The organism is Tibeticola sediminis, assembly GCF_003843835.1.
Classification (GTDB): Bacteria; Pseudomonadota; Gammaproteobacteria; order Burkholderiales; family Burkholderiaceae_C; genus Tibeticola; species Tibeticola sediminis.
The window spans coordinates 612,075-634,189 of sequence record NZ_RKQL01000001.1 but is presented as its reverse complement, the minus strand read 5'-3'; the positions used below and the strand labels follow the sequence as shown (position 1 = coordinate 634,189).

Sequence of the window (22,115 nt, the reverse complement as noted above, 5' to 3'; positions counted from 1 at the left end):
TCAAACGAGGCGTTTGAGCTGGTAGAGCAGGTCGAGCGCTTCGCGGGGCGTGAGGGCGTCGGGGTCGATCTCAGCCAGACGCAGCTCGACTTCACTCGGGATGGGGGCGGTGGGGACGCTCGGTTCGGCGGTCGCGAATAGGTCGGGCTGGGTGCGGTCGGCGGCGCCGGATTCGAGCGCGGCGAGCGTTTGCCGCGCGTGCTGCAGCACCGGGGCGGGCAGGCCCGCGAGCCGCGCGACCTGGATGCCGTAGCTCTTGCTCGCCGGGCCGGGCTCGAGCGCGTGGAGGAAGACGATGTCGTGCCCCGACTCGGCTGCGCTCACATGCATGTTCACCGCCGCGTGATGCTCGGCGGGGAAGGCGGTGAGTTCGAAATAGTGGGTGGCAAACAGCGTGTAGCACTGCGCGCGGTCGTGTAAGTGTTTGGCAATCGCTGCGGCCAGCGCCAGGCCGTCGTAGGTGCTGGTGCCGCGGCCGATTTCATCCATGAGCACCAGGCTTTGCGGCGTGGCCGCGCGCAGGATTTGCGCGGCCTCGGTCATCTCGACCATGAAGGTCGATTGCGCATTGGCCAGATCATCGGCCGCGCCGATGCGCGTGTGGATGGCGTCGATCGGCCCGAGCCGACAGGCCGTCGCGGGCACATAAGAGCCGATGCTGGCCAGCAGCACGATCAAGGCCACCTGCCGCATGTAGGTCGATTTACCGCCCATGTTCGGGCCGGTGATGATTTGCATGCGCGTCTTGGCGCCAAGCACCGTGTCATTGGCGATGAAGGCCGCGCCGCGCGTCTCGGCCAATCGCGCCTCGACGACCGGATGGCGGCCCGCGCGGATTTCGATGCAGGGCTCGCGCACGAACTGTGGGGCGCACCAGTTGAGGGTCAGCGATCGCTCGGCAAGCGCACACAAAGCGTCGAGCGTCGCAAGCGCGCGCGCGAGCCGCGTGAGGGCGGGCACGAAGGGCTGCAGTGCGTCGAGCAGCTGCTCGTAGAGCCATTTCTCGCGCGCCAGGCCGCGCTCCTGCGCGGAGAGCGCCTTGTCTTCGAAAGCCTTGAGTTCGGGCGTGATGAAGCGCTCGGCGTTCTTGAGCGTTTGGCGGCGGCGGTAGTCGGCGGGCACCTTGTCCAGCTGCCCTTGTGTGACCTCGATGTAGAAGCCGTGCACCTTGTTGAACTGCACGCGCAGATTGGCAATGCCAGTGCGCTCGCGCTCGCGCGCCTCGAGCGCGAGCAGAAAGTCGTCGCAGTTGTTTTGGATCGCGCGCAGCTCGTCGAGTTCAGCGTCGAAGCCGTCGCGGATCACGCCGCCGTCGCGCAGCAGCGCGGCGGGCTCATCGAGCAAGGCGCGGCCGAGCAGCGCCGCGCAGCCCTCGGGTGGGCTCAGTTGCGCTGAAATTTCAGCCAAAAGGCCGGAACCCCGGCGTGAAATGGACTGGATATGCTCTGAATTTTGTAGTGATTGCCGCAGCGCCACGAGCTCGCGCGGGCGCACCTGACGCAGCGCCACGCGCGCGGCGATGCGCTCGACGTCGGCCTGGCCCTTGAGTGCCGCGCGCAGCGCACCCAAGCTCGGCGCGTCGCTCGGGTCCTCACCCCGCAGCACCCCGATGGCGTCGATGCGGGCCTGCGCGGCGCTGCGATCGCGTGCCGGCTCGAGCAACCAACGGCGCAGCAGGCGGCTGCCCATGCCGGTTTGGCAGGTGTCGAGCAGAGAAAACAGCGTGGGCGCTTCTTCGCCGCGCAGCGTGCGCACGAGTTCGAGGTTGCGTCGCGTGGCCGGCGGCAGGTCGATGAGCGCATCGGCGCGCTGCACGCGCAGCTCGCGCACATGGCTCAGGCTGCGGCCCTGGGTGTGCTCGGCCCAGGCCAGCAGCGCTGAGGCGGCCGCGTGCGCCGCGCTCAGTTCGCTCGCACCCCAGGCATCGAGGCTCGCCGCCTGCAGCTGTTCGAGCAGCTTGCGCTGGCCCAGGCCCGCATCAAACTGCCAGGCCGGCCGCGCCGTGAGGCTGGCGCGCCGCTCGGCCGACGCCGCCCAGGCCGCGAGGCGTTGCTCCAGCGTGGTGGGTGCGCCCGCGCTGTAGAGCAGCTCGCTTGGGCCCACGCGTGCCAGCGTGGATTCGAGTGCAGCCGCCTCGCACTCGGCCAGTTGCAGTTCCCCTTGGGTGACGCTGAGCCAGGCGAGCCCATAGCGGCCGCGTTCGCCCGCGTGCAGCGCGAGCAGCACCGGGTCACGCTTGTCGGAAAGCAGCGCTGCGTCGGTCAGCGTCCCCGGTGTGACCACGCGCACCACCTTGCGCTCGACCGGTCCCTTGGCGGTGGCGACATCGCCCACCTGCTCGCAAATCGCCACCGATTCGCCCAGCTCCACCAGCCGCGCGAGATAGGTCTCGACAGAGTGCGCGGGCACGCCCGCCATCACCACCGGCTGCCCGGCCGACTGACCGCGGCGGGTGAGGGTGATGTCGAGCAGGCGCGCGGCTTTCTCGGCGTCGGCCCAGAACAGCTCGTAGAAGTCGCCCATGCGGTAGAACACCAGCGTGTCCGGGTACTCCGCCTTGACGGCGAGGTACTGCTGCATCACGGGCGTATGGGCCTGTGGCGCGGCGGCTTCGGATCCGGTCATGGGCAGCGGGCGCAAGAAATCGGGGCGGGGTGCGACGGGCACCCCAAGCGATCAGAAGGGTGCGTCGTCCGCGCGCGGCGGCTCGGTCGGCGCGGTGGCGGCTTCGGCCCCTTGCTCGGCGTTTTGCGCCAACTCGCCCGAGGCGGCTGGGGTGGCGGCAGCCCGTTCGGCTTCTCGCACGGCGGCCTTTTCGCCAGCGCTGGCGAACTTGCTGTATTTGCCGAGCAAAGTCACGAGTTGTCCGTAGACGCGCGGCGTTCCGGCCAGGCATTCTTGCTGGTGCAGGAAGTCCGCTTCACCCGTGAAATTGCCGATGAGACCGCCCGCTTCGGTCACGAGCAGCGAGCCCGCCGCGACGTCCCAGGGCTGCAGGCCGGTCTCGAAGAAGCCATCGGTGAAGCCGGCGGCGACATAGGCCAGATCGAGCGCGGCCGACCCAGGCCGGCGCAGGCCCGCCGTGCGCTGCATCACCTCGCCCATCATCTGCAGGTAGCGCTGGAAGTTGTCGCCCTTGCGGAAGGGAAAGCCGGTGGAGATCAGGCACTCCTGCAGCCGGGTGCGCTTGCTCACGCGAATGCGCCGGTCGTTGAGGAAGGCGCCGCGACCGCGGCTGGCGGTGAACAGGTCGTTGCGCGTGGGGTCGTAGACGACGGCTTGCTCGATGCGGCCCCGCACCGACAAAGCAATGCTCACGCAATAGACCGGAAAGCCGTGGATGAAGTTGGTCGTGCCATCGAGCGGGTCGATGATCCAAATGTGGTCGGAGTTTTTGTCGCCATGAAGCTGCCCCGACTCCTCGGCCAGAAAACCGTGGCTCGGGTAAGCGTCGAGCAGCGTCTCGATGATCGCTCGCTCGCTCGCATGGTCCACCTCGGTGACGAAATCGTTGACCTGCTTCTGCGACACCCGAACTGCCTCCACGTCGAGCGCGGCGCGGTTGATGATGGTGCCGGCGGCGCGGGCGGCCTTGACGGCCATATTGAGCATGGGGTGCAGATGCGGGGACGACATGGATGGTGGAAAGGTGCAGTGCGGGAGCCAAGACGGCGGGCCGCGCGGCGATGCGCTGCGGCGACAATCGGCAGATTTTACCCGTGAGGCCACCGCCCCATCCGCTTCCATGACGACGCGCTTCATCCTCATCGAGACCAGTCACCCCGGCAACGTCGGCGCCGCGGCGCGCGCCCTGAAGGTCATGGGTTTTGATGATCTGGTGCTGGTCGCGCCGCGTTGGCCCAACGTGCTGCGCCGCAAGGAGACCATCGAGCGTGCCAGTGGCGCCACCGATGTGCTCGAGCGCGCGCGCATCGTCGCCACGCTCGACGAGGCGCTCGACGGCGTGCAGCATCTCTGTGCCACCGTGATGGTCGGGCGCGATTTCGGGCCGCCCACGCAGGCACCGCGCCCGCATCTGGAGGCGCTGGCGGCCCAAGCGCGTGCGCGGGGCGAGCCGCCGCCGTCGGTCGCCTTTTTGTTCGGCTCCGAGCGCTACGGCATGAAAAACGAGGACGTCTACCGCTGCCATGTGGGCTTGAGCATTCCGACCAATCCCGGCTTCGGCTCGCTCAACCTCGCCGCAGCCGTGCAGCTCATCGCCTACGAATGGCGGCTCGCACTCGGCGGCTATGGCCCTTGGTTGCCGGCCGTGCCAACGCAAGCCTCGGAACATGCCGACGCACAGGCCGTCGCCGGCGTGTTGGCGCACTGGGAGCAAGCCCTCGCTGACATCGGGTTCCTCGACCCGTCCGCGCCCAAGAAGCTCATGCCGCGCCTCAACCAACTGTTCAACCGTGCGCGCCTGACCCCTGAGGAGGTGCACATCCTGCGGGGGATCGCCCGCAGCATGCAACGCACGGCCGCCGCCGCGTCGGCAGCGCCCAAAGCCACTGGCGCGGCAGCGGACTTGCCGCCGCAATAGACTCGGGATCATGTTCGCCCGACTCCGATCCGACATTCAGTGCATTCTCGAACGCGATCCTGCCGCGCGCAGTGCCTGGGAGGTGCTCACCTGTTATCCGGGCCTGCATGCGCTGGTGCTGCACCGGCTGGCGCACGCCTGCTGGACTCATGGGCTGTTGTGGCTGGGGCGCTTCATCTCGCATGTCTCGCGCTTTCTCACCGGCATCGAAATTCACCCCGGCGCCAAAATCGGCGAGCGCGTCTTCTTCGACCATGGCATGGGCATCGTCATCGGTGAAACCGCTGAAGTCGGCGACGGCTGCACGATCTACCACGGCGTCACGCTGGGCGGCACCTCGCTCTACAAGGGCACCAAGCGCCATCCCACGCTCGGCCGCGACGTGGTCGTGGGGGCGGGCGCCAAGGTGCTGGGAGGCTTCACGGTCGGTGACGGCGCCAAGATCGGATCCAACGCGGTCGTGACCAAGCCCGTGCCCGCCGGGGCCACCGCCGTAGGCAACCCGGCACGCATCATCGAGGCCGAGGCCGATGCCCGGCGTGAGGAAGCGGCATCGCGCATGGGCTTTTCGGCCTATGGCGTCACGCAGAGCGACGACCCGCTCTCACAAGCCCTGCGCGGGCTCATCGACCATGCGGCCGCACAGGAGCATCAGATTGCCCTGCTTTGGCAGACCATCGAGAAACTCTCGGCGGCGCAGGGCTTGCCGGTCGATGCGGCCGTGCAAGAGCACTTCGACGCCGCCGGAATCAGCCGCTTGCTGGGCAAATGAGCGTGCCGCCCGGAGGCATGGGGTGACTGCCAGCAGGGGTGGCTTGGGCAACGCTGAACAAGTCCCCCGCGCGTCGCGCATCCCGGCTGCGGGCGGTCTCGTCGAAAGCAAATCCTCGCCATAGCTACGGCTATGGCTGCGGTTTGCGCCTCGCATCCCATCCCGCGGCCGGGCGCGCGCCAACGCAGGAACTGATTCAGCGTTGCCCTTGCGCTGCCCTCGAGTCGCTGATCTTCAGCGGATTGGTCGGATGGCGTTTTTGGGCCGGAAGGCCTTGCAGACCTCATCGTTGGTCTCGAGGTAGGGGCCGCCGATCAGGTCGATGCAGTAAGGCACGGCGGCGAAGATGCCCGGCACGATGGGGGTGCCGTCTGCGGCCTTGAGGCCTTCGAGCGTTTCCTGGATGGACTTGGGCTGCCCGGGCAGGTTGATGATGAGGCTTTGGCCCCGGATCACCGCCACCTGGCGCGACAAGATGGCCGTGGGGACGAAGCGCAGGCTGATCTGCCGCATCTGCTCGCCAAAGCCCGGCATCTCTTTGTCGGCCACGTCCAGTGTGGCTTCAGGCGTCACATCGCGCGGGGCCGGGCCGGTGCCGCCGGTGGTCAGCACCAATGCGCAGCCAGCATCGACGAGTTCCATCAGGGTTTCACTGATGCGCGCGCGCTCGTCGGGGATCAAGCGCTCTTCGAATTGCAGCGGGTTTTTGAGCGCGCGCGTGAGCCACTCCCGCAAGGCGGGCAGGCCCTTGTCTTCATAGACACCCGAGGAAGCGCGGTCGCTGATGGAGACGATGCCGATGCGGACCGGATCGTGCGGCGTCGTGGGGGTCGAGGTTTCAGACATCGATGGGCTCCGGATCGTTGGGGTGTGGGGTCATTCGGCGCCGTCCGGCGGGCCTTCGCGCGTGTCGCGTACCCAGCGGAACAGTTCGCGGTAGGCCCGGCCGTGGCGCGGCGCGAGGCCCTGTGAGACGGCGGCACGGCTTTCGGGCGGCGCGTCTTTGCGCGCCTGGCGCACGAGGGCGCGCAACTGCTGCGTGTCGCAGCCGGGGTGCGCGGCAATCCAGTCGGCGACCGCCTCGTCGCTTTCGATCAGGCGGTCGCGCCAGCGCTCGGCTTCGTGCAGAGCCTGCGTGCGTGCCGCAGACCCCTGATGCTGTTCGGCCAGCGCCGCGCGGGCCGCGGCTATGGTTTCGGCGTCGAGTCCGCGCATGAGCTTGCCGACGAACTGCATCTGCCGCCGCTTGCCCTCGAAATCGGTGATGCGGCGGGCTTCGGCCAGGGCTTCGAGCAGTTTTTCGGGGAGCTGGAGGGCTTCGAGCAGGTCCGCTCGCAGCGTCAGCAACTCGGTGCCGAGTGCCTGCAGCGCTTCGCTCTCTCGTTTGAGCTCGGTTCGGCTGGCGCCGTCGGTGCCTTTGAGTTCACGCTTGAGCTCGAGATCTTCCGGGCTGCCCTCGGCGATGAACTGGCCACGGACGAAGTAACCTCGTTTCGGTTTGCGGGACATGGATGGGGCACTCGGGCGTTGGGAAAGCGGGCCGGTATCATAGCCGCCACGATGAAAAACAACCCCGTCTCAGACGTCAGCGCGGGCACCGCTGCCGCGCACGACCCCGAGTCCGGCTTCAGTTACAGCCGGGCCTTTTTTGAAGAACTGGTGGATGCCGCCATCCAGCACGCGCGCAAGCTCGGCGCGTCGGACGCGGCGGCCGAGGCTTCCGAAGCCTTTGGTCTGAGCGTCGGCGTGCGCTGCGGCGCCCTCGAGAGCGTGGAGCGCAACCGGGACAAGGGCCTGGGGGTAACGGTCTATGTCGGACAGCGCAGCGGCCACGCGAGCACCTCGGATTTCTCGCCGCGAGCGATCCACGAAACCGTGCAGGCGGCCTATGACATCGCGCGCTTCACCGCCGAAGATCCGGCCGCTGGCCTGCCCGATCCGGACGAGGTCGAGCACGCCCCGCGCGAGCTCGACCTGTTCCATCACTGGGACATCGGCAGCGAGGCGGCCGCTGAGCTTGCCTTGCGCTGCGAGGCAGCCGCGTTTGCCACCAGCCGGCGCATCACCAACAGCGAAGGCGCGGGCGTCTCGGCGCAGCACAGCCATTTCTTCTCGGCGCACACCCACGGGTTTCGAGGCGGCTACGCGAGTTCACGGCACTCGATTTCGGTGGCGCCGATCGCCGGCCGCGGCCGCTCGATGCAGCGCGACTATTGGTACAGCTCGATGCGGCACCCGGAGGATTTGGCGCAGCCCGAGGCCGTGGGCCGTTACGCGGCCGAACGGGCTTTGAGCCGGCTGGGCGCGCGCAAGATCGCCACCCGCGAGTGCCCGGTGCTGTTCGAGGCGCCGCTGGCCGCGGGCCTGCTCGGGGCATTCGTGCAGGCGACCAGTGGCGGGGCGCTCTATCGAAAGAGCAGTTTCTTGCTCGACTCGCTCGGCAAAAAAGTCTTCCCCGAGCATGTCGAGATTTTGGAAGACCCGTTCATTCCGCGCGGCAAGGGCAGTTCACCGTTCGACCGCGAAGGCGTCCAGGTGCGGGCGCGCCGCGTGGTCGACGCCGGTCGGGTCGAGGGTTATTTCCTGAGCACCTATTCGGCTCGCAAGCTCGGGATGCGCACGACCGGCCATGCCGGCGGCTCGCACAACCTCATCATGCGTTCGCGCTTGGCGCGGCCCGAGGACGACCTGGATGCCATGCTCGAGCGGCTGGGCACCGGGCTGTTCGTGATCGAGCTGCTCGGCCAGGGAGTGAATTACGTCACGGGCGACTACTCGCGCGGCGCCAGCGGTTTCTGGGTGGAGAACGGCCGCATCGCGTACCCAGTTCATGAGGTCACCATTGCGGGCAACCTCAAGACCATGTTCGCGGGCATCCGTGCCATCGGAGCCGACGCGTACACGCAGGGCGCCAAGACGGTCGGCTCGGTCCTCATCGACCGCATGACCGTCGCCGGAGCCTGAGGCACGGCCGCACAGCCCCGCTGAAGGCGCGCCGCGTATTCCATCCCGCGGCCGGGATGCGTGGCGCGCGAGGGACTGGTTCAGCGTTGCTCTAAGGCGGCCTTGACGGCGGCCGAGACGGCGGCCATGTCGGCTTTGCCTGCCAGGCGGGCTTTTGCCGCGGCCATGATTTTTCCCATGTCGCTGGCCGCGGGCTTGCGGCCGAGCTCGGCGCTCGCCTCGGCGACGATCGCGGCCACTTCTTGGGCCACGGCTTCGGGCGTCAGGCGCTCGGGCAGGTAGACCTGCAAAACCTGCAGCTCGGCTTGTTCCGCGTCCGCGAGATCCTGGCGGCCGGCCTGGGTGTAGGCGGCGATGCTGTCCTTGCGCTGTTTGATGAGCTTGTCGATGACGGCGATGATGGCTGCATCGTCGAGCGTGACGCGCTCGTCCACCTCTTTTTGTTTGATGGCGGCAAGCAGCAGGCGGATGGCGCCCAGCCGGGCGCTGTCCTTGGCCCGCATTGCGGTTTTCATGTCTTCGGTGATTCGGTCTTTGAGGCTCATGGTGAACTCCTGAAAAAACAAACCCGCGGCAGGCGTCCCTGGCGCGGGTTGCGAACGAACGGTGGCACAGACCGGTTCCCCACTGGGGCCACGGGTGCGCCGCGGCGGCGTTCAGTACAGCTTCTTGGGCAGCTGCATCGAGCGGATGCGCTTGTAGTTGCGCTTGATGGCCGCAGCCTTCTTGCGCTTGCGCTCTTCGGTCGGCTTTTCGTAGAACTCGCGGGCGCGCAGTTCTGTCAGCAGGCCGAGCTTTTCGATCGTGCGCTTGAAACGGCGCAGGGCAACCTCGAAGGGTTCGTTGTCTTTTACGCGTATCGTCGTCATTACGTTTGGATTTCCATGGGTGCAGACAGAGGGTGGCCGGGAAGATCGGGCCCGGTCGCCGTAACTGCGTTTTTGCCCCGCCTTTAACTAGTATCGGCCGGCGGGGCGATGCCGGCAAAACACGGAATTATATCGGCTCGAGCGCGCTTGCACAGGCATGCGCGCTGGCCCAGGCCCATTGCAAGTTGTAACCCCCGAGCCAGCCGGCGATGTCCACTGCCTCGCCGATGAAATACAGCCCCGGCTGGCGGGATTCGAGGGTTTGCTGCGAGAGGTCGCGGGTGTCCACGCCGCCCAGTGTGACTTCGGCTTTGCGCCAGCCCTCGGTGCCCGTGGGGGTGAGCTCCCAATGCTTGAGCGCCTCGCCGAGCGAGCGCAGCGCACGATCGCTGGCTTCGGCGATCGGCCGCTGCCAGGCGGGGTCGCGCGCGACCCAGGTGTCGGCCAGGCGCGCGGGTACAGAGGCGGCGAGTTCGTTGGCGATGCGCTTTTTCGAGCGGGTCTTGGCCTCGAGCAGCAGGCGCGGCAGGTCGACGCCGGGCGCGAGGTCGATCGAAATGGGCGTGCCGGGCTGCCAATAGCTCGAGATCTGCAGCACGGCCGGTCCCGAGAGGCCCCGGTGGGTGAACAGCAGGTCTTCCTCGAAGCGCTGGCGGGCGCGTCCCTGACCCGTGGAAATTTCGACCGGCAAGGACAAGCCCGCCAGTTCGGCCCAAGGCGCCCAGGCCTCGGGGTCGAAGCTCAGCGGCACGAGGCCGGGCCGGGGCTCGACGGTACGCAGGCCAAACTGCTGGGCCACGCGCCAGCCGAAGTCGCTCGCGCCGATCTTGGGCACCGACAAGCCACCGGTCGCGACGACGACCGAGTGGGTTTGAATCGACCCCCGGGTGCTCTGTAATTGATAGCGATACTCGCCCATTTCACGCCGGCGTTCGGCCAAAAACTCGATATTTTTGACGCTGCAGGGCTGCCATCGGGCAACGCCCCCGGCGGCGCATTCCGCGAGCAGCATGGCGATGATGTCCTCGGCCGAGCGGTCGCAGAAGAGCTGCCCTTTGTGCTTCTCGTGGTAGGCGATTCCATGGCGCTCGACGAGCGCGATGAAGTGCTGTGGCGTGTAGCGCGCCAGGGCCGAGCGCGCAAAAGCCGGGTTGGCACCCACGAAATGCTGCTGGGGAGAGCGCGGGTCGAGCAAGCGGTTGGTGAAGTTGCAGCGTCCGCCGCCGGAGATGCGGATCTTCTCGGCGACCCGCTCGCTGTGGTCGAGCAGCAGCACGCGCAGCCCGCGCTGCCCGGCCACTGCGGCGCAGAACAGACCCGCTGCACCCGCGCCGATGACGACGGCGTCGAAGGCTGCCACAGACTCACGCGCTGGCGTCATGGCGCGCGCGTTCCAAGCACCGCTTCGCCACCAAGCGCCTTGTAGAGGGCCACGTGGCTTTGCCGCCAGGCGCCGCGGGTCTGCTCGAGCTGCTGTTGCGCCGCGAGCAGCGCGCGCTGCGCGTCGAGCGCCTCGAGCTGGCTGGCCACGCCGGCCTGGAAGCGCGCCTGCACCAGGCGGGCGAGCGCGGTTTGCGCCTGCAACTGGGCCTCGGCCGCGCGCAACTGGTCGGCGAGTGTTTGGCGCGCGGTCAGGGCGTCGGCAACCTCGCGAAACGCGGTCTGAATGGCTTTTTCATACTGCGCGAGAGCAACGCCGCGCGCGGCCTCGGCGGCTTCGAGGTTGGCCTCGTTGCGTCCCGCATCGAAGATCGGCAACAAGGCCTGAGGTGCGAGGCTCCAGCCCCAGCTGCCCGCCTGAAACAGATTGGCCAGCGCGTTGCTGACCGTGCCCGCGCTGGCGGTGAGGGTGATGCGCGGAAAAAAAGCGGCTCGGGCGGCGTCGAGGTTCGCGTGCGCGGCGCGCAGCTGCTGCTCCGCGGCCAGGATGTCGGGCCGGCGCAGCAGCAGGTCCGACGACAGATGCGCGGGCAGCGGCAGCGCGGCATCGCCCGCGTCGCTGCGTTCGCTCAAGCCCAGCGGCGCGTCCCCGAGCGGCTCGCCGATCAGCAGCTCGAGCGCGTGGCGGTCGAGCGCGAGCGCGCGCTCTTGCTGCGCGAGGTTGACCCGCGCCGCTTCGACCAATGTCTGGGCGCTGCGCCAGTCGATTTCGGAGGCGGCGCCGTGCTCGAAGCGCAGTCGCACCAGTTCGAGCGTCGAGAGCCGCGCCCCGAGCGTCTCGCGGGCGACGGCCAGCAAGGCGTCATCGGTCTGCAGCGCAAGCCAGCTGCTCGTCACCGCAGCCACCAGGCTCAGCTGGGCCGCACGTTGCGCCTCGACGCTGGCTTGGTACTGGGCATAGGCGGCGTCCGACAGCGCGGCAACGCGGCCGAAGAAGTCGAGTTCCCAGCTGGCAAGCGCCAACCCTGCGGTGTAGACGCTGTTGATCGCCCCGCTGCCGTTGCTCGAGGGTTGTCGCTGGCCGGTCGCCGCCAGGTTGATCGTGGGCAAGCGGTCCGCGCGGCGCAGGCCGTAGGCGGCCCGAACCTGCTCGACGTTGAGCGCCGCCACGCGCAGGTCGCGGTTGTGCGCCAGCGCGCGCGTGATCAAGTGCTGCAGCGCCGGCTCGTGCGCGTAAGGGCGCCCCACTTCGAGCGTGGGCACGTGCGGGCGGTTGCCCTCGGCGGTCTGAGCCTCAGGCGCAGCACCGGCGGCCCACGACGCGGCAACTGGCGCGGGCGGGCGCGTGTATGGGGTGGTCGGCGCACAAGCACCCAGCGTGAGCGTGAGCGCGAGCGCGAGCAGTGGGTAGGCGGCGGGAGCGCAGCGCAGCTTCATGCCATCCCTCCAGGGCGGGCGGTTTCGTCCGCGACAGGCACGCCGACGGCGGCGGCTTGGGCGGCATGGATGGCCTGCTGCCGGGCACTGTCCTGGAAGCGTCGTCGGACGACGACGAAGAAGATCGGCACGAAAAACACCGCGAGCACCGTGCCCGTCACGATGCCGCCGAGAACGCCGGTTCCGATGGCGCGCTGGCTCGCCGAGCCCGCCCCGGAAGCCACGGCCAGCGGCAGCACGCCCAGCGTGAAGGCCAGCGAGGTCATCAAAATTGGCCGAAAGCGCAGGTGGGCAGCTGCCAGCGCGGCGCTGGCCACATCGCGGCCTTGCGCCTGCAGGTCTTTGGCGAATTCGATGATCAAAATCGCGTTCTTTGCCGCCAGGCCGATGATGGTCACGAGGCCGATCTGGAAATACACATCGTTGGCGTAGCCGCGGGCCAGCGTCGCGGCCAGCACCCCGAGCACGCCGAGGGGCACGACGAGGATGACCGCCAGCGGAATGCTCCAACTCTCGTAGAGCGCCGCCAGACAGAGAAACACCGCCAGGATCGAGAACGCGTAGAGCACGAGCGCCTGGGAACCGGCCAGCTTTTCCTCCCGCGAGGTTCCGGTCCATTCCAGGCCGATGCCGGGCGGCAGCTGAGCCACGAGCCGCTCGACTTCGGCCAGGGCATCGCCGCTGCTGTAGCCCGCTGCGGCGCTGCCGCTGATGCCCATGGCCGGGTAGCCGTTGTAGCGCGTGGTTTGCACCGGGCCTTGGATCCAGCGGGTGCTCGCAAAGCTCGAAAACGGCACGCTCTGGCCACGGGCGTTGGTCACGGTCAGCCGCAGGATGTCCTCAGCCTGCATCCGCGCGGGCGCGTCGGCTTGCACCACGACCCGCTGCACCCGGCCTGCGTTGGGGAAATCGTTCACGTAGGCCGAGCCGAGCGCCGCCGAGATCGCGGTGTTGATCGCGTCGAACCCGATCCCCATCGCCGCCGCCCGCTCGCGGTCGATCTCCACCTGCAGCTGCGGCGCATCCTCGAGACCATCGGGGCGGACCTGGGCCAGCAAGGGGCTGCGGGCGGCGAGGCCCAGAAACTGGTTGCGCGCCGCCAGCAGCGCCTCGTGGCCGAGCCCCGCTCGGTCCTGCAGCCGCAGGCTAAAGCCCGAGGAGTTGCCCAGTTCCCGGATGGGCGGTGGACTCAGCGCAAAGATGCTGGCGTCGCGAATGGGCGCCAAACCGCCGAATGCCCGTTGCGCCACCGCCTGGGCGGAGTGCTCCGCGCCCTTGCGCTCGGCCCAGTCTTTGAGCGTCACGAAGGCCAGTGCCGCGTTCTGGCCCGAGCCCGAAAAGCTAAACCCCAGCACCCCGACCATGCCCGCCACCTCGGGCTGCTGCAGCATGTAGCGTTCGACCTGCTCCAGCACCCCCTGGGTGCGCTCGCGGGTCGCCCCCGGCGGCAGTTGGATGTTGACGATCAGGTTGCCCTGGTCTTCGGCGGGCAGGAAGGACTTGGGCAGCCGCTGGTAGAGCAGGGCGGCCGCGATGCCGATGGCCAGATAGACCCACAGGAACCGTCCGGCTCGCGGCAGGATGCGCGCCACGGTCGCTTCGTAGCGTTGGGCCGTCTGGGCAAAGCCGCGATTGAACCGGCCAAACAGGCCGCCGCGTGCCAGGTGGTGGCCCCGTTCGACGGGTTTGAGCAGGCTTGCGCACAAGGCGGGCGTGAGCGAGAGCGCAAAAAACGCCGAAAAGCCGATGGCCACGCCCATGACGACTGCGAACTGCCGGTAAATGTTGCCGATCGAGCCACTGAAAAACGCGAGCGGCACGAACACCGAGATCAGCACCACCGTCACACCCACGATCGCGCCCGAAATCTGTCCCATTGCCTTGCGCGTGGCTTCGAGCGGCGCGAGACCTTCCTCGCTCATGATGCGCTCGACGTTCTCGACCACCACGATCGCATCGTCGACCACGATGCCGATCACCAACACCATGCCGAACATGGTCAGCACATTGATTGAATAGCCCATCGCCAGCAGCACCGCAAACGTGCCGAGCAGGGCAGCGGGAACGACGATGGTCGGGATCAGGGTGTAGCGCCAGTTTTGCAGGAACAGATACATCACGAAAAAGACCAACACCACCGCCTCGACCAGTGTTTCGGCCACCTGCAGGATGGAGGTGCGCACGAACACCGAGGTGTCGTAGGGAATCGCCCAGCGCATGCCGCGCGGAAAGTAAGGCTCGAGCTCGGTCAGCCGGGTGCGGATCGCTTGGGCGGTGGCCAGCGCGTTACCCGTGGGCGAGAGCTGAACCCCGATGCCGGTCGAAGGCTTGCCATTGAGCCGTGCCGCCGTGCCGTAGTTTTGCGCGCCCAGTTCGATGCGGGCCACGTCGCGCAGCCGCACCGTCGAGCCGTCGGTGTTGGCGCGCAGCACGATCGCGCCGAATTCCTCGACGGTCTTGAGTTGGCCGTCGACGATGACGGTGGCGGTCAAGCCCTGGCCCGCCAAATGGGGCAGACCGCCCACTTCGCCGCCCGAAACCTGCGCGTTCTGGGCGCGGATGGCGGCCACCACGTCGGACGCGGACAGGTTGTAGCCCTGCAGCTTCGCCGGGTCGAACCAGATGCGCATGGCGCGCTCGGTCCCAAACAAACGGGCCTGTCCGACTCCCGGCACCCGCTGGATCTCGGGCAGCACCGAGCGCGAGGCATAGTCGCCCAAGGCAATCGGATCCCACGCGGGGTCATCCGAGGTCAGAATGGTGAACAGCAAAAAGTTGCTGCGGGCCTTGTCCACGCGCACGCCTTGCTGGGTCACGGCGGCGGGCAGCCGCGGCGTGGCGCGCGCGAGCCGGTTCTGCACATCCACCTGGGCGAGGTCGGCGTTGGTGCCGGGTTCGAAGCTCAGCGTGATGCTGCCCGAGCCGTCGGCCTGCGCGTTGGATTCCATGTAGATCAGCCCGGGCGAGCCATTCATTTCGCGCTCGATCGCCGAGAGCACGCTGTCTTCCAGCGTCTGCGCGGACGCGCCCGGATAGCTGACCGCCACGATGATCGAGGGCGGCGCCACCGGCGGGTACTGCGCAATCGGCAGCCGCAGCAACGCGAGCACACCAAAGCCCATCACGAAGAGGGCGATCACCCAGGCAAAAATCGGCCGGTCGATGAAAAAACGCGCCATCGCTGTCCCCTGCCGTCAGTGGGTCTTGCCCACGGCAGCGGATGCAGCGGGCGAAGCTGCGCTCGCGCCAGATGCTGCTGCCGCAGCCGCTCCCGGCGCTTGCGGCGCCCAGGGCACGGCTTTGACGGGCGTGCCCGGCGGCAGCATGGCGAGTTTTTGCAGCCCTTCGACCACGACGCGGTCCCCGGCTGCCAGCCCATCGACCACGATCCATCGCCCCTCCCGCTGGCCGTCGATCCGCAGCCGCCGCGGTTGCGGCACCCCCTGGGCATCCAGCACGACCGCGGTGTCTCCCTGCGCGGAGCGCGTGACGGCCTGCTGGGGCACGAGGACCGCATTCGGCGCCAAGGCCTGCTCGATGCGCACCCGCACATAGAGGCCGGGCGGAAGTTCGCCCTTGGGGTTGGGAACTTCGGCGCGCAAGCCGATCTGCCCGGTTGCGGGGTCCACGGTGAGGTCGGAAAACAGCAAGCGCCCAGGCTTCGCGTAAACGCTGCCGTCTTCGAGCACCAGCGCCACGCGCGCGGCCCCACCGGGCGCCGGCTGGAGCTGCCCGGCGTCGAAGGCCCGGCGCAGCTTCATCACCTCGGCGGCCGATTGCGTGAAGTTCACATAAATCGGGTCGGTTTGCTGGATGGTCACCAGCGGCGTCGCGTCGCCCTGGCCGACCAGCGCGCCTTCGGTCACCTGCGCGCGACCGGTGCGCCCAGCGATCGGCGCCGTCACCCGCGTGTAGCCGAGGTTGATGCGCGCGCTCTGCACCGCGGCCCGTGCAGCGGCGATGTCCGCCGCCGCTTGCTTTTGCGCGGCTTGTGCGGCTGTCCATTCTTGCTGACTGATGGCCTGGGCTGCTGCCAGCGGCCGGTAGCGCTCCACCAGCGCGTCGGCTTGCATGGCGTTGGCCGCGGCGCGCGCGAGCGTCGCTTCGGCACTGGCGAGCGCCGCCGTGTAGGGTGCGGGGTCGATTTCGAACAAGACTTGCCCCGCTTGAACCAACGAGCCCTCGGCGAAACGCCGCTTGAGCACGATGCCGGCGACCCGCGCACGTACCTGCGCCACACGCGTGGCCTCGAGCCGCCCGGGCAGTTCATTCACGAGCGTGACGGGACCAGGCTGAACCGTCAGCACGCCCACCGTGGGCGGGGGCTTGCCGCCCGGACCTTGGGCTGCAGGCCCATGGCCCGGTTTTTCGGCACCGCCACACCCGGACAAGAGCGCCGCAGCGCCGAGCGTCAGCAGGGCACCCAGCCGGGCCAAGCGCGAGGGGAGGGAAGGGCTCGAAAACATGGAGAACACGGGTGGATTTGGGGCGGCGCAGCCGCCGATACCGGGCGCGGCTTCGTGCGGTGCAGAAGGCCGAAAGTATGCCCGTAACGGGGGCGACGCGTTAGGGCAACGCTGAACAAGTCCCTCGCGCGTCGCGCATCCCAGCGGCGGGCGGTCTGCGTCGAAAGCAAATCCTCGCCATAGCTGCGGCTATTGCCTCGGTTTGCGCCTCGCATCCCATCCCGCGGCCGCTCGCGCGCCATCACGGGAACTTGTTCAGCGTTGCTTTACAGTGCAGCTTGCGGCCGCGCTTCCCTCGGCCGAGTTGTCACGCCGAGAAGATTCCATGGGTTCTTTATCTGAGGTCGGCCACGCCGCATGGCGCGGTGCGGCGGAGATTCTGCAGCAGCGCTTGGGCTGCGGTGGCCCGGGTGAGCCCGCGCTGCTGGCCTGCTTCTGCGCCGCCTGGTGTTATGTCTGTGCGGACTGGCGGCCGGTGTTCGAGACGCAGGCCTCGGCGCATCCCGAACTGCGCTTCGTTTGGGTCGACATCGAAGATGAAGCCGACTGGTGCGACGCGCTCGACATCGAGAATTTCCCGACGCTGTTGCTGATGCGCGAGGGAGCCGTCGTCCACGCCGGCCCCGTGCTCGCCCGCGCGGCGACGCTCGAGGCTTTGCTGGCCCGCGTCGGCTGATCCCGCCGCTCAGGCGCTCAGCAGGTCCCGCAGTCCGGCGGCCGGGGGCTGCTGTGCGGCGGCTGCGATGCCGCGCAGCACGTCGCCGACGACGATCACCGCCGGGCTGGCGAGGCGTTCCCGCGCGAGCGTCTCGGTCAGCGCTTGCAAGGTGCAGATGGCATGGCGTTGAGTGGGCAGGCTTGCGTCTTGGATGATGGCCACGGGCGTTCGAGCGGGAAGGCCGCTGAGCAGATCGGCCTGAATGCGCTCGGCACTCGCCACGCCCATGTAGATGACCAGGGTGAGCCGGGCGTCGCGGGCGGTCGCGGCGAGCTGTCGCCAGTCGGGGCCTGTGTCGCCCGGCTTGGCGTGGCCGGTGATCAGGACGACGCCATGGGCATGGTCGCGGTGCGTGAGCGGGGCACCGAGCGAACTGAGGCCGGCGAGGCCCGAGGTGATGCCATTGACCACATGCACCTCGATGCCCGCGGCGCGCAGGTGTTCGAGCTCTTCGCCGCCCCGACCGAAGATGAACGGGTCGCCACCTTTGAGGCGCACGACGGTTTCGCCCTCTCGCGCGGCCATGATCATCAGGCGTTCGATGAAGGCTTGCGGCGTGCTGCGGCAGCCGCCGCGCTTGCCCACGTACACGATGCGCGCGGCGGGCGATGCGTGGGCCAGGATGCCATCGCTGACCAGGTCATCGACCAGCAGCACGCTGGCCGCCGCAATGACCTTGACCGCTTTGAGGGTCAGCAGTTCCGGGTCGCCGGGGCCGGCGCCGACAAGGGTCACGCTGCCAGGGCGGGCCCGGGTTCCCGAATCGATGGGGTTGGCGGTGATGCTCATGGTGTGCTGACCGCGGCTGGGCGGTTCGTTTCGGTGGTGGAGGGGCGACGCGCAAGCTCGCGCTGGATGTGTGCGACCTGCAGCGCGATGGGGGCAGGCACCGGCTGGCGACCGTCAAGCACATCGCGGATGTAGGTCGCGGTGGCTGCGGCCGAGATGTCCTTGGGCAGATCGGGCAGTCGGGTGAGTGAACCTTGTTGCGCCGGCTCTAACAGATGGCGCGCACCTTCGCGGAAGGCCTCCATTTGTGGGGTACGGCGCGCATCGGCGACCGGCTCGCCCTCGGTGCCGCGCAGCAGCAGCGCGTGTGCGCCGACCCATGCAAACGTTTCGGCCATGGATACGGCGTATTCCGGGTGGGTGTAGCAGCTGACGATCAGGGCTCTGCCTTTGCAGGGATTCAGGAGCTTGACCAGGCTGTGTGCCGAGTTGTGCAGCCCGACGACTCGGCGCACGTCCAGCAGACGCTTGAGACCAGGGTGCAACAACTCGGTGGGGACATACGCGCACTGGCCGGAGGGCACGGGAACGAGCGATGTTTGGGCCGGTAGACCCAGCGCATCGAACACGGCTTCGCTGGTCACACGTTTGTCCTCGGTGGCCGTGCCGTGGACCAACACCGCCGCACCCGACCGGGCTAGCAGCAGGGCCAGCAAGGGGGTGAGCACCGGAAGCTTGCGGGCACCGTTGTAGCTGGGCAGCACTACCGTCGTCACGCCGTTGTCCGGCAAGCGCTGCAGGCGCTCGTGCGTCGCGTCCAGGAAGCCGGCCATCTCCTGCGGCGTCTCGCCTTTGATGCGCATGGCCAGGCAGAAGGCGCCGATTTCCAGATCGGTCACGGCGCCGTCCAGTACTTGGCCGAACAGGTCCGCGGCCTGCTCGCGCTGGAGCGACCGGGCGCCGTCCTTGCCACGACCGATTTCCTTGATGTACCGACCAATGCTCATGACGGCAATTATTCAGGACCTGAAATAACTTCTGGTTATGTGCAAACCACCCATCACGCCGCCACGCGGATCGGTGGTACGGTCTGAACCCAGCGACGCAGTTCGGGTAGGCACGATCCACAATTCGTGCCGCACTTCAGCCTGGATTGCAATTCCGACAACCGATGCGGCTCGCTGCCCGTGCATTGCAGCAATGCGGCGCGAATGGCGTCTTCGCGGACATCGAAGCAGGTACAGACCTGCGGGCTGGCCGCCACCGCCGTCACTGGGGGCGCGGCACCGGGCATCAACAGCAGGCGGCCATAGCGGCCGGCGGGCAGCGCGTCCTGCAGCAAGGGCTTGATCCAGCCCTCGGCGCGGGTGTCGCCAGCCAGCAAAAAAGCCTGCAGGGTCGATTCGTCTCCGGAACGAACCAGCCGTGCGCTGCGCCGCTGCTGCCGGCGTTTGTCTTCGTAGCGCAAGGTGTCGGGGGTGAGCAGACCGAGCAGCCCTTCGATGCGTTCGATGAGCCCCGGAGCTGGCGGCTCATGGGCGGCCGCGCGCAGCAGGACGCCGCTGCGATCCCGGCCGAACGGCACGCAGGCGGCAAATTCGAAGTCAGGCATGAGTGCCCGTAATTCGCCGAGGACCGTCAGCGCCGAAGCATCGGGCAGCCAGGCCATGCCCAGCAAGCTCCACGGCAGTTCAGCCTTGAGAATCTGGACCGCCGCATGCTTGAGCTCGGGCTGCTTGGATGTGGGGCAATGTGCGGACGTGGTGAGCGCATTGACGCCGGCCAAGGGCTCTCCCTTGTTGTTGCGGCCGCTGAGGTACTCCGCCCCCCAATGCATCGCAATGTAGGCCTGGGTGGGCTGTAGTGCGGCCGAGCTCTGCACCGGCACGACGATGGAGCCGCGTTTGCTGGTGACGTATACCAGGTCACCATCTTTGAGGCCGCGGCGTTCCATATCCTGAGGGTTGAGTTGCACGGCCGGCTCCGCGACATGCCCGAACAAGCGACCCAAGGTGCCGGTGCGTGTCATGCCATGCCACTGGTCGCGCAGGCGGCCGGTGGTCAATGAGAAGGGGAAGCGCGCTTCGCGCGGCTCCGCCAAGGGTTTCCAGGGCAGGGCGGCAAAGCGTGCCTTGCCATCGGCAGTCGGGAAAACGCCATCCTCGTACAGCCTCGCCTTGCCCGTGGGCTCCCCTTCACGCAGTGGCCAGAACTGTGGACCGGCGCTCTCCAGCATGGCGTAGGACAGCCCCGTGATGTCGAGGTCGCGGCCGCGGGTGGATTCCCGGTGCTCGTTCCAGATGGATTCGGGGGTTTCGTACGGGAAGAGTGAGGGCTGGCCGGGGCGCAGCTGGCCCTCCAGCCGCCGCGCCACATCCACCGCGATGCGCCAGTCGTGCCGTGCGTCGCCGCAAGGGGGCACCGCAGCGCGCGCCCGGCTGATGCGGCGCTCGCTGTTGGTGACGGTTCCCTCTTTTTCGCCCCAGGTGGTGGCCGCAAGCAGCAGGTCGGCAAAGTCGCAGGTGGCTGCGGTCGCATACGCCTCCTGAACCACCACGAACTCGGCGCGCTGCAAGGCGCGGCGCACCAGCGCCTGGTCGGGCATGGACTGCGCCGGGTTGGTGCAGACGATCCAGAGTGCTTTGATCTCCCCGTCGGCCGCGGCCTGGAACATTTCAACCGCTGTCTTGCCGGGCTTCGATGGCACATCGGGCACGCCCCACAGCGCCGCCACTTCCGCGCGGTGCACCGGGTTGGCCAGGTCACGGTGGGCGGACAACAGGTTGGCCATGCCGCCGACCTCGCGACCGCCCATGGCATTGGGCTGGCCGGTCAGGCTGAACGGGCCGGCGCCGGGCCTGCCGATTTGACCGGTGGCCAGATGCAGATTGATCAGCGTGGCGTTCTTGGCGGTGCCGCTGCTGCTCTGGTTCAGGCCCTGGCAGTAGAGGCTGAGCGTCGCGGCCGAAGTGGCGAACCATTGGGCCGCTTGAAACAGGTCATCGTGCTTCAAGCCGCAGATCTGCGCGACCCGCTCCGGGGTGTAGTCCCGCACCAGCGCCTTGAGCTCATGGAAGCCGCTCGTGTGCGCTGCGATGTAGGCCGCATCCGTCCACCCCTCCCACAACATGATGTGCAGAAGTCCATGGAACAGCATCACGTCGGTTCCGGGCTGCAGCGGCAGGTAGAGATCGGCCAACTCGGCGGTGTCGGTCCGTCGCGGGTCGACCACGATCACTTTCATGGCGGGGTTCTGCTGCTTCGCGGCCTCGATGCGGCGAAACAGGATGGGGTGCGCGTAGGCCGCGTTGCTGCCGACGATGAACAGGCACTGCGCATGGTTCACATCGTCGTAGCAGGCGGGCGGCGCATCGGCGCCCAAGGTGAGCTTGTAGCCCGACACCGCGCTGCTCATGCACAGCCGGGAATTGGTGTCGACATTGTTGGTGCCGATCAGACCTTTGGCGAGCTTGTTGAAGATGTAGTAGTCCTCCGTGAGCAACTGGCCGCTGAGATATAGGCCCACCGCATCGGGGCCATGCGTGCGGACGATGCGGCCGATCTCCGTGGCGGCCAGGTCCAGTGCTGCATCCCAAGTGACGGCCACTGGAGCGAGCCCGCGCTGTAGACGCCGCATTGGGCGCAGCAAACGGGTCTGGCGCGCAATGCCGGGCGCTGCCGTCAGGTGCAGGGTGGCGCCTTTGGTGCAGAGCTTGCCGAAATTAGCCGGGTGATCCGGATCGCCACGCACGCCAGTGATCTGCGTGCCGTCGGACTCAATGATCACACCGCAGCCCACACCGCAGTATGGACAGGTGGAGCGGGTTTCTTTCATGGGCTCAGGCTTGGGCAGCTCTGCGGGCGGGGCCGGCGATTGGCCGTTCGAGATCGGTCGCCAGTGTCGCGAGTTCGTGTGCATCCAGATACACCTGACCGTTCTCGACTTTCACGCTGAACTTGGGCGTGCGACCCTCGTCCGGCGCCGCCGCCTGGCCGTCGCACAGGCCGATGGTCCAGTTGTGCAGCGGACAGGCCACGTGGGTGCCGAAGACGATGCCCTGGCTCAGCGGGCCGCCTTTGTGCGGGCAGCGATCGAGCAAGGCGAACACCTGGTTTTGGCCGGTGCGGAAGATGGCGACATCGAGACCCCTCTCGCGAGCGACACGGCGCGCGCCGAGCACAGGGATGTCGTCAATCAGGCAAATCGGAGTCCATTGGCTCGTGTTCATGGCGTTTT

18 protein-coding genes are annotated in these 22,115 nt (G+C 67.9%); 4 read left to right on the top strand and 14 right to left on the bottom strand.

The window, feature by feature from the left end; all coding sequences use genetic code 11:
• Both mutS and EDC62_RS02985 read right to left on the bottom strand, forming a co-directional pair.
• Nucleotides 1-2,625, bottom strand: coding sequence for a DNA mismatch repair protein MutS (gene mutS, locus EDC62_RS02990; protein ID WP_124220301.1), 2,625 nt, complete (start codon nt 2,623-2,625; stop codon nt 1-3).
• Nucleotides 2,626-2,676: 51 nt separating this feature from the next.
• Nucleotides 2,677-3,612, bottom strand: a complete 936-nt coding sequence (locus EDC62_RS02985; protein ID WP_124221116.1) for an inositol monophosphatase family protein — start codon at nt 3,610-3,612, stop codon at nt 2,677-2,679.
• Between the two features lie 133 nt (nt 3,613-3,745).
• Here EDC62_RS02985 and EDC62_RS02980 point away from each other — a divergent pair, with 133 nt between their 5' ends.
• Both EDC62_RS02980 and cysE read left to right on the top strand, forming a co-directional pair.
• Nucleotides 3,746-4,543, top strand: a complete 798-nt coding sequence (locus tag EDC62_RS02980) for an RNA methyltransferase (protein WP_124220299.1) — start codon at nt 3,746-3,748, stop codon at nt 4,541-4,543.
• A 10-nt stretch (nt 4,544-4,553) separates the two neighbouring features.
• Nucleotides 4,554-5,315 carry a serine O-acetyltransferase gene (gene cysE / locus EDC62_RS02975; RefSeq protein WP_124220297.1) on the top strand — a complete coding sequence of 254 codons (762 nt, stop codon included), beginning with the start codon at nt 4,554-4,556 and terminating at the stop codon, nt 5,313-5,315.
• A 234-nt stretch (nt 5,316-5,549) separates the two neighbouring features.
• Here cysE and mog read toward each other — a convergent pair whose 3' ends face one another.
• Entirely contained in the window at nt 5,550-6,161 is a 612-nt protein-coding gene (mog, locus tag EDC62_RS02970; protein WP_124220295.1) for a molybdopterin adenylyltransferase, read from the bottom strand.
• Nucleotides 6,162-6,191: 30 nt separating this feature from the next.
• Nucleotides 6,192-6,824, bottom strand: coding sequence for a ribosome biogenesis factor YjgA (gene yjgA, locus EDC62_RS02965; RefSeq protein ID WP_124220293.1), 633 nt, complete (start codon nt 6,822-6,824; stop codon nt 6,192-6,194).
• Between the two features lie 51 nt (nt 6,825-6,875).
• Between yjgA and pmbA the strand changes: the two genes are divergently transcribed.
• A complete protein-coding gene (gene pmbA / locus EDC62_RS02960) occupies nt 6,876-8,279 on the top strand; it encodes a metalloprotease PmbA (RefSeq protein ID WP_124220291.1) in 1,404 nt (467 codons plus the stop codon).
• A gap of 80 nt (nt 8,280-8,359) precedes the next feature.
• Here pmbA and EDC62_RS02955 read toward each other — a convergent pair whose 3' ends face one another.
• From EDC62_RS02955 to EDC62_RS02930, 6 genes are all read right to left on the bottom strand, one after another.
• Entirely contained in the window at nt 8,360-8,824 is a 465-nt protein-coding gene (locus EDC62_RS02955) for a GatB/YqeY domain-containing protein (protein WP_124220289.1), read from the bottom strand.
• Between the two features lie 111 nt (nt 8,825-8,935).
• A complete protein-coding gene (gene rpsU, locus EDC62_RS02950; RefSeq protein WP_124220287.1) occupies nt 8,936-9,148 on the bottom strand; it encodes a 30S ribosomal protein S21 in 213 nt (70 codons plus the stop codon).
• Between the two features lie 127 nt (nt 9,149-9,275).
• The gene (locus tag EDC62_RS02945; RefSeq protein ID WP_124220285.1) at nt 9,276-10,529 is read right to left on the bottom strand and encodes a BaiN/RdsA family NAD(P)/FAD-dependent oxidoreductase; all 1,254 of its coding nucleotides are present in this window, start codon (nt 10,527-10,529) and stop codon (nt 9,276-9,278) included.
• A complete protein-coding gene (locus EDC62_RS02940; protein ID WP_124220283.1) occupies nt 10,526-11,965 on the bottom strand; it encodes an efflux transporter outer membrane subunit in 1,440 nt (479 codons plus the stop codon). The genes EDC62_RS02945 and EDC62_RS02940 overlap by 4 nt, the downstream gene beginning before the upstream one ends.
• Nucleotides 11,962-15,144, bottom strand: a complete 3,183-nt coding sequence (locus tag EDC62_RS02935) for an efflux RND transporter permease subunit (protein ID WP_124220281.1) — start codon at nt 15,142-15,144, stop codon at nt 11,962-11,964. Before EDC62_RS02935 ends, EDC62_RS02940 begins: the two co-directional genes overlap by 4 nt.
• A gap of 15 nt (nt 15,145-15,159) precedes the next feature.
• A complete protein-coding gene (locus EDC62_RS02930; RefSeq protein WP_124220279.1) occupies nt 15,160-16,431 on the bottom strand; it encodes an efflux RND transporter periplasmic adaptor subunit in 1,272 nt (423 codons plus the stop codon).
• Nucleotides 16,432-16,756: 325 nt separating this feature from the next.
• On the opposite strand from EDC62_RS02930, the gene EDC62_RS02925 reads away from it, so the two are divergent.
• Nucleotides 16,757-17,107, top strand: coding sequence for a thioredoxin family protein (locus EDC62_RS02925; RefSeq protein ID WP_124220277.1), 351 nt, complete (start codon nt 16,757-16,759; stop codon nt 17,105-17,107).
• Nucleotides 17,108-17,116: 9 nt separating this feature from the next.
• On the opposite strand, the gene cobA is transcribed toward EDC62_RS02925, so the two are convergent.
• The 4 genes from cobA to nirD are packed head-to-tail and all read right to left on the bottom strand — an operon-like array spanning nt 17,117 to nt 22,107.
• Entirely contained in the window at nt 17,117-17,938 is an 822-nt protein-coding gene (cobA, locus tag EDC62_RS02920) for a uroporphyrinogen-III C-methyltransferase (RefSeq protein ID WP_124220275.1), read from the bottom strand.
• Complete coding sequence (gene ybiB, locus EDC62_RS02915) at nt 17,935-18,885, bottom strand: DNA-binding protein YbiB (RefSeq protein ID WP_124220273.1); 951 nt, start codon at nt 18,883-18,885, stop codon at nt 17,935-17,937. The genes cobA and ybiB overlap by 4 nt, the downstream gene beginning before the upstream one ends.
• Before the next feature lie 53 nt (nt 18,886-18,938).
• Nucleotides 18,939-21,713, bottom strand: coding sequence for a nitrate reductase (locus EDC62_RS02910; RefSeq protein WP_124220271.1), 2,775 nt, complete (start codon nt 21,711-21,713; stop codon nt 18,939-18,941).
• Between the two features lie 4 nt (nt 21,714-21,717).
• On the bottom strand, nt 21,718-22,107 hold the full coding sequence (gene nirD, locus EDC62_RS02905) for a nitrite reductase small subunit NirD (RefSeq protein ID WP_124220269.1): 390 nt from the start codon (nt 22,105-22,107) through the stop codon (nt 21,718-21,720).
• Nucleotides 22,108-22,115: the final 8 nt, after the last annotated feature.

Excerpts from the sequence above, each read along its gene's own strand:
- mutS (WP_124220301.1), bottom strand. The coding sequence starts at position 2,625 with ATGACCGGATCCGAAGCCGCCGCGCCACAGGCCCATACGCCCGTGATG.
- EDC62_RS02985 (WP_124221116.1), bottom strand. The coding sequence starts at position 3,612 with ATGCTCAATATGGCCGTCAAGGCCGCCCGCGCCGCCGGCACCATCATC.
- EDC62_RS02980 (WP_124220299.1), top strand. The coding sequence starts at position 3,746 with ATGACGACGCGCTTCATCCTCATCGAGACCAGTCACCCCGGCAACGTC.
- cysE (WP_124220297.1), top strand. The coding sequence starts at position 4,554 with ATGTTCGCCCGACTCCGATCCGACATTCAGTGCATTCTCGAACGCGAT.
- mog (WP_124220295.1), bottom strand. The coding sequence starts at position 6,161 with ATGTCTGAAACCTCGACCCCCACGACGCCGCACGATCCGGTCCGCATC.
- yjgA (WP_124220293.1), bottom strand. The coding sequence starts at position 6,824 with ATGTCCCGCAAACCGAAACGAGGTTACTTCGTCCGTGGCCAGTTCATC.
- pmbA (WP_124220291.1), top strand. The coding sequence starts at position 6,876 with ATGAAAAACAACCCCGTCTCAGACGTCAGCGCGGGCACCGCTGCCGCG.
- EDC62_RS02955 (WP_124220289.1), bottom strand. The coding sequence starts at position 8,824 with ATGAGCCTCAAAGACCGAATCACCGAAGACATGAAAACCGCAATGCGG.
- rpsU (WP_124220287.1), bottom strand. The coding sequence starts at position 9,148 with ATGACGACGATACGCGTAAAAGACAACGAACCCTTCGAGGTTGCCCTG.
- EDC62_RS02945 (WP_124220285.1), bottom strand. The coding sequence starts at position 10,529 with ATGACGCCAGCGCGTGAGTCTGTGGCAGCCTTCGACGCCGTCGTCATC.
- EDC62_RS02940 (WP_124220283.1), bottom strand. The coding sequence starts at position 11,965 with ATGAAGCTGCGCTGCGCTCCCGCCGCCTACCCACTGCTCGCGCTCGCG.
- EDC62_RS02935 (WP_124220281.1), bottom strand. The coding sequence starts at position 15,144 with ATGGCGCGTTTTTTCATCGACCGGCCGATTTTTGCCTGGGTGATCGCC.
- EDC62_RS02930 (WP_124220279.1), bottom strand. The coding sequence starts at position 16,431 with ATGTTTTCGAGCCCTTCCCTCCCCTCGCGCTTGGCCCGGCTGGGTGCC.
- EDC62_RS02925 (WP_124220277.1), top strand. The coding sequence starts at position 16,757 with ATGGGTTCTTTATCTGAGGTCGGCCACGCCGCATGGCGCGGTGCGGCG.
- cobA (WP_124220275.1), bottom strand. The coding sequence starts at position 17,938 with ATGAGCATCACCGCCAACCCCATCGATTCGGGAACCCGGGCCCGCCCT.
- ybiB (WP_124220273.1), bottom strand. The coding sequence starts at position 18,885 with ATGAGCATTGGTCGGTACATCAAGGAAATCGGTCGTGGCAAGGACGGC.
- EDC62_RS02910 (WP_124220271.1), bottom strand. The coding sequence starts at position 21,713 with ATGAAAGAAACCCGCTCCACCTGTCCATACTGCGGTGTGGGCTGCGGT.
- nirD (WP_124220269.1), bottom strand. The coding sequence starts at position 22,107 with ATGAACACGAGCCAATGGACTCCGATTTGCCTGATTGACGACATCCCT.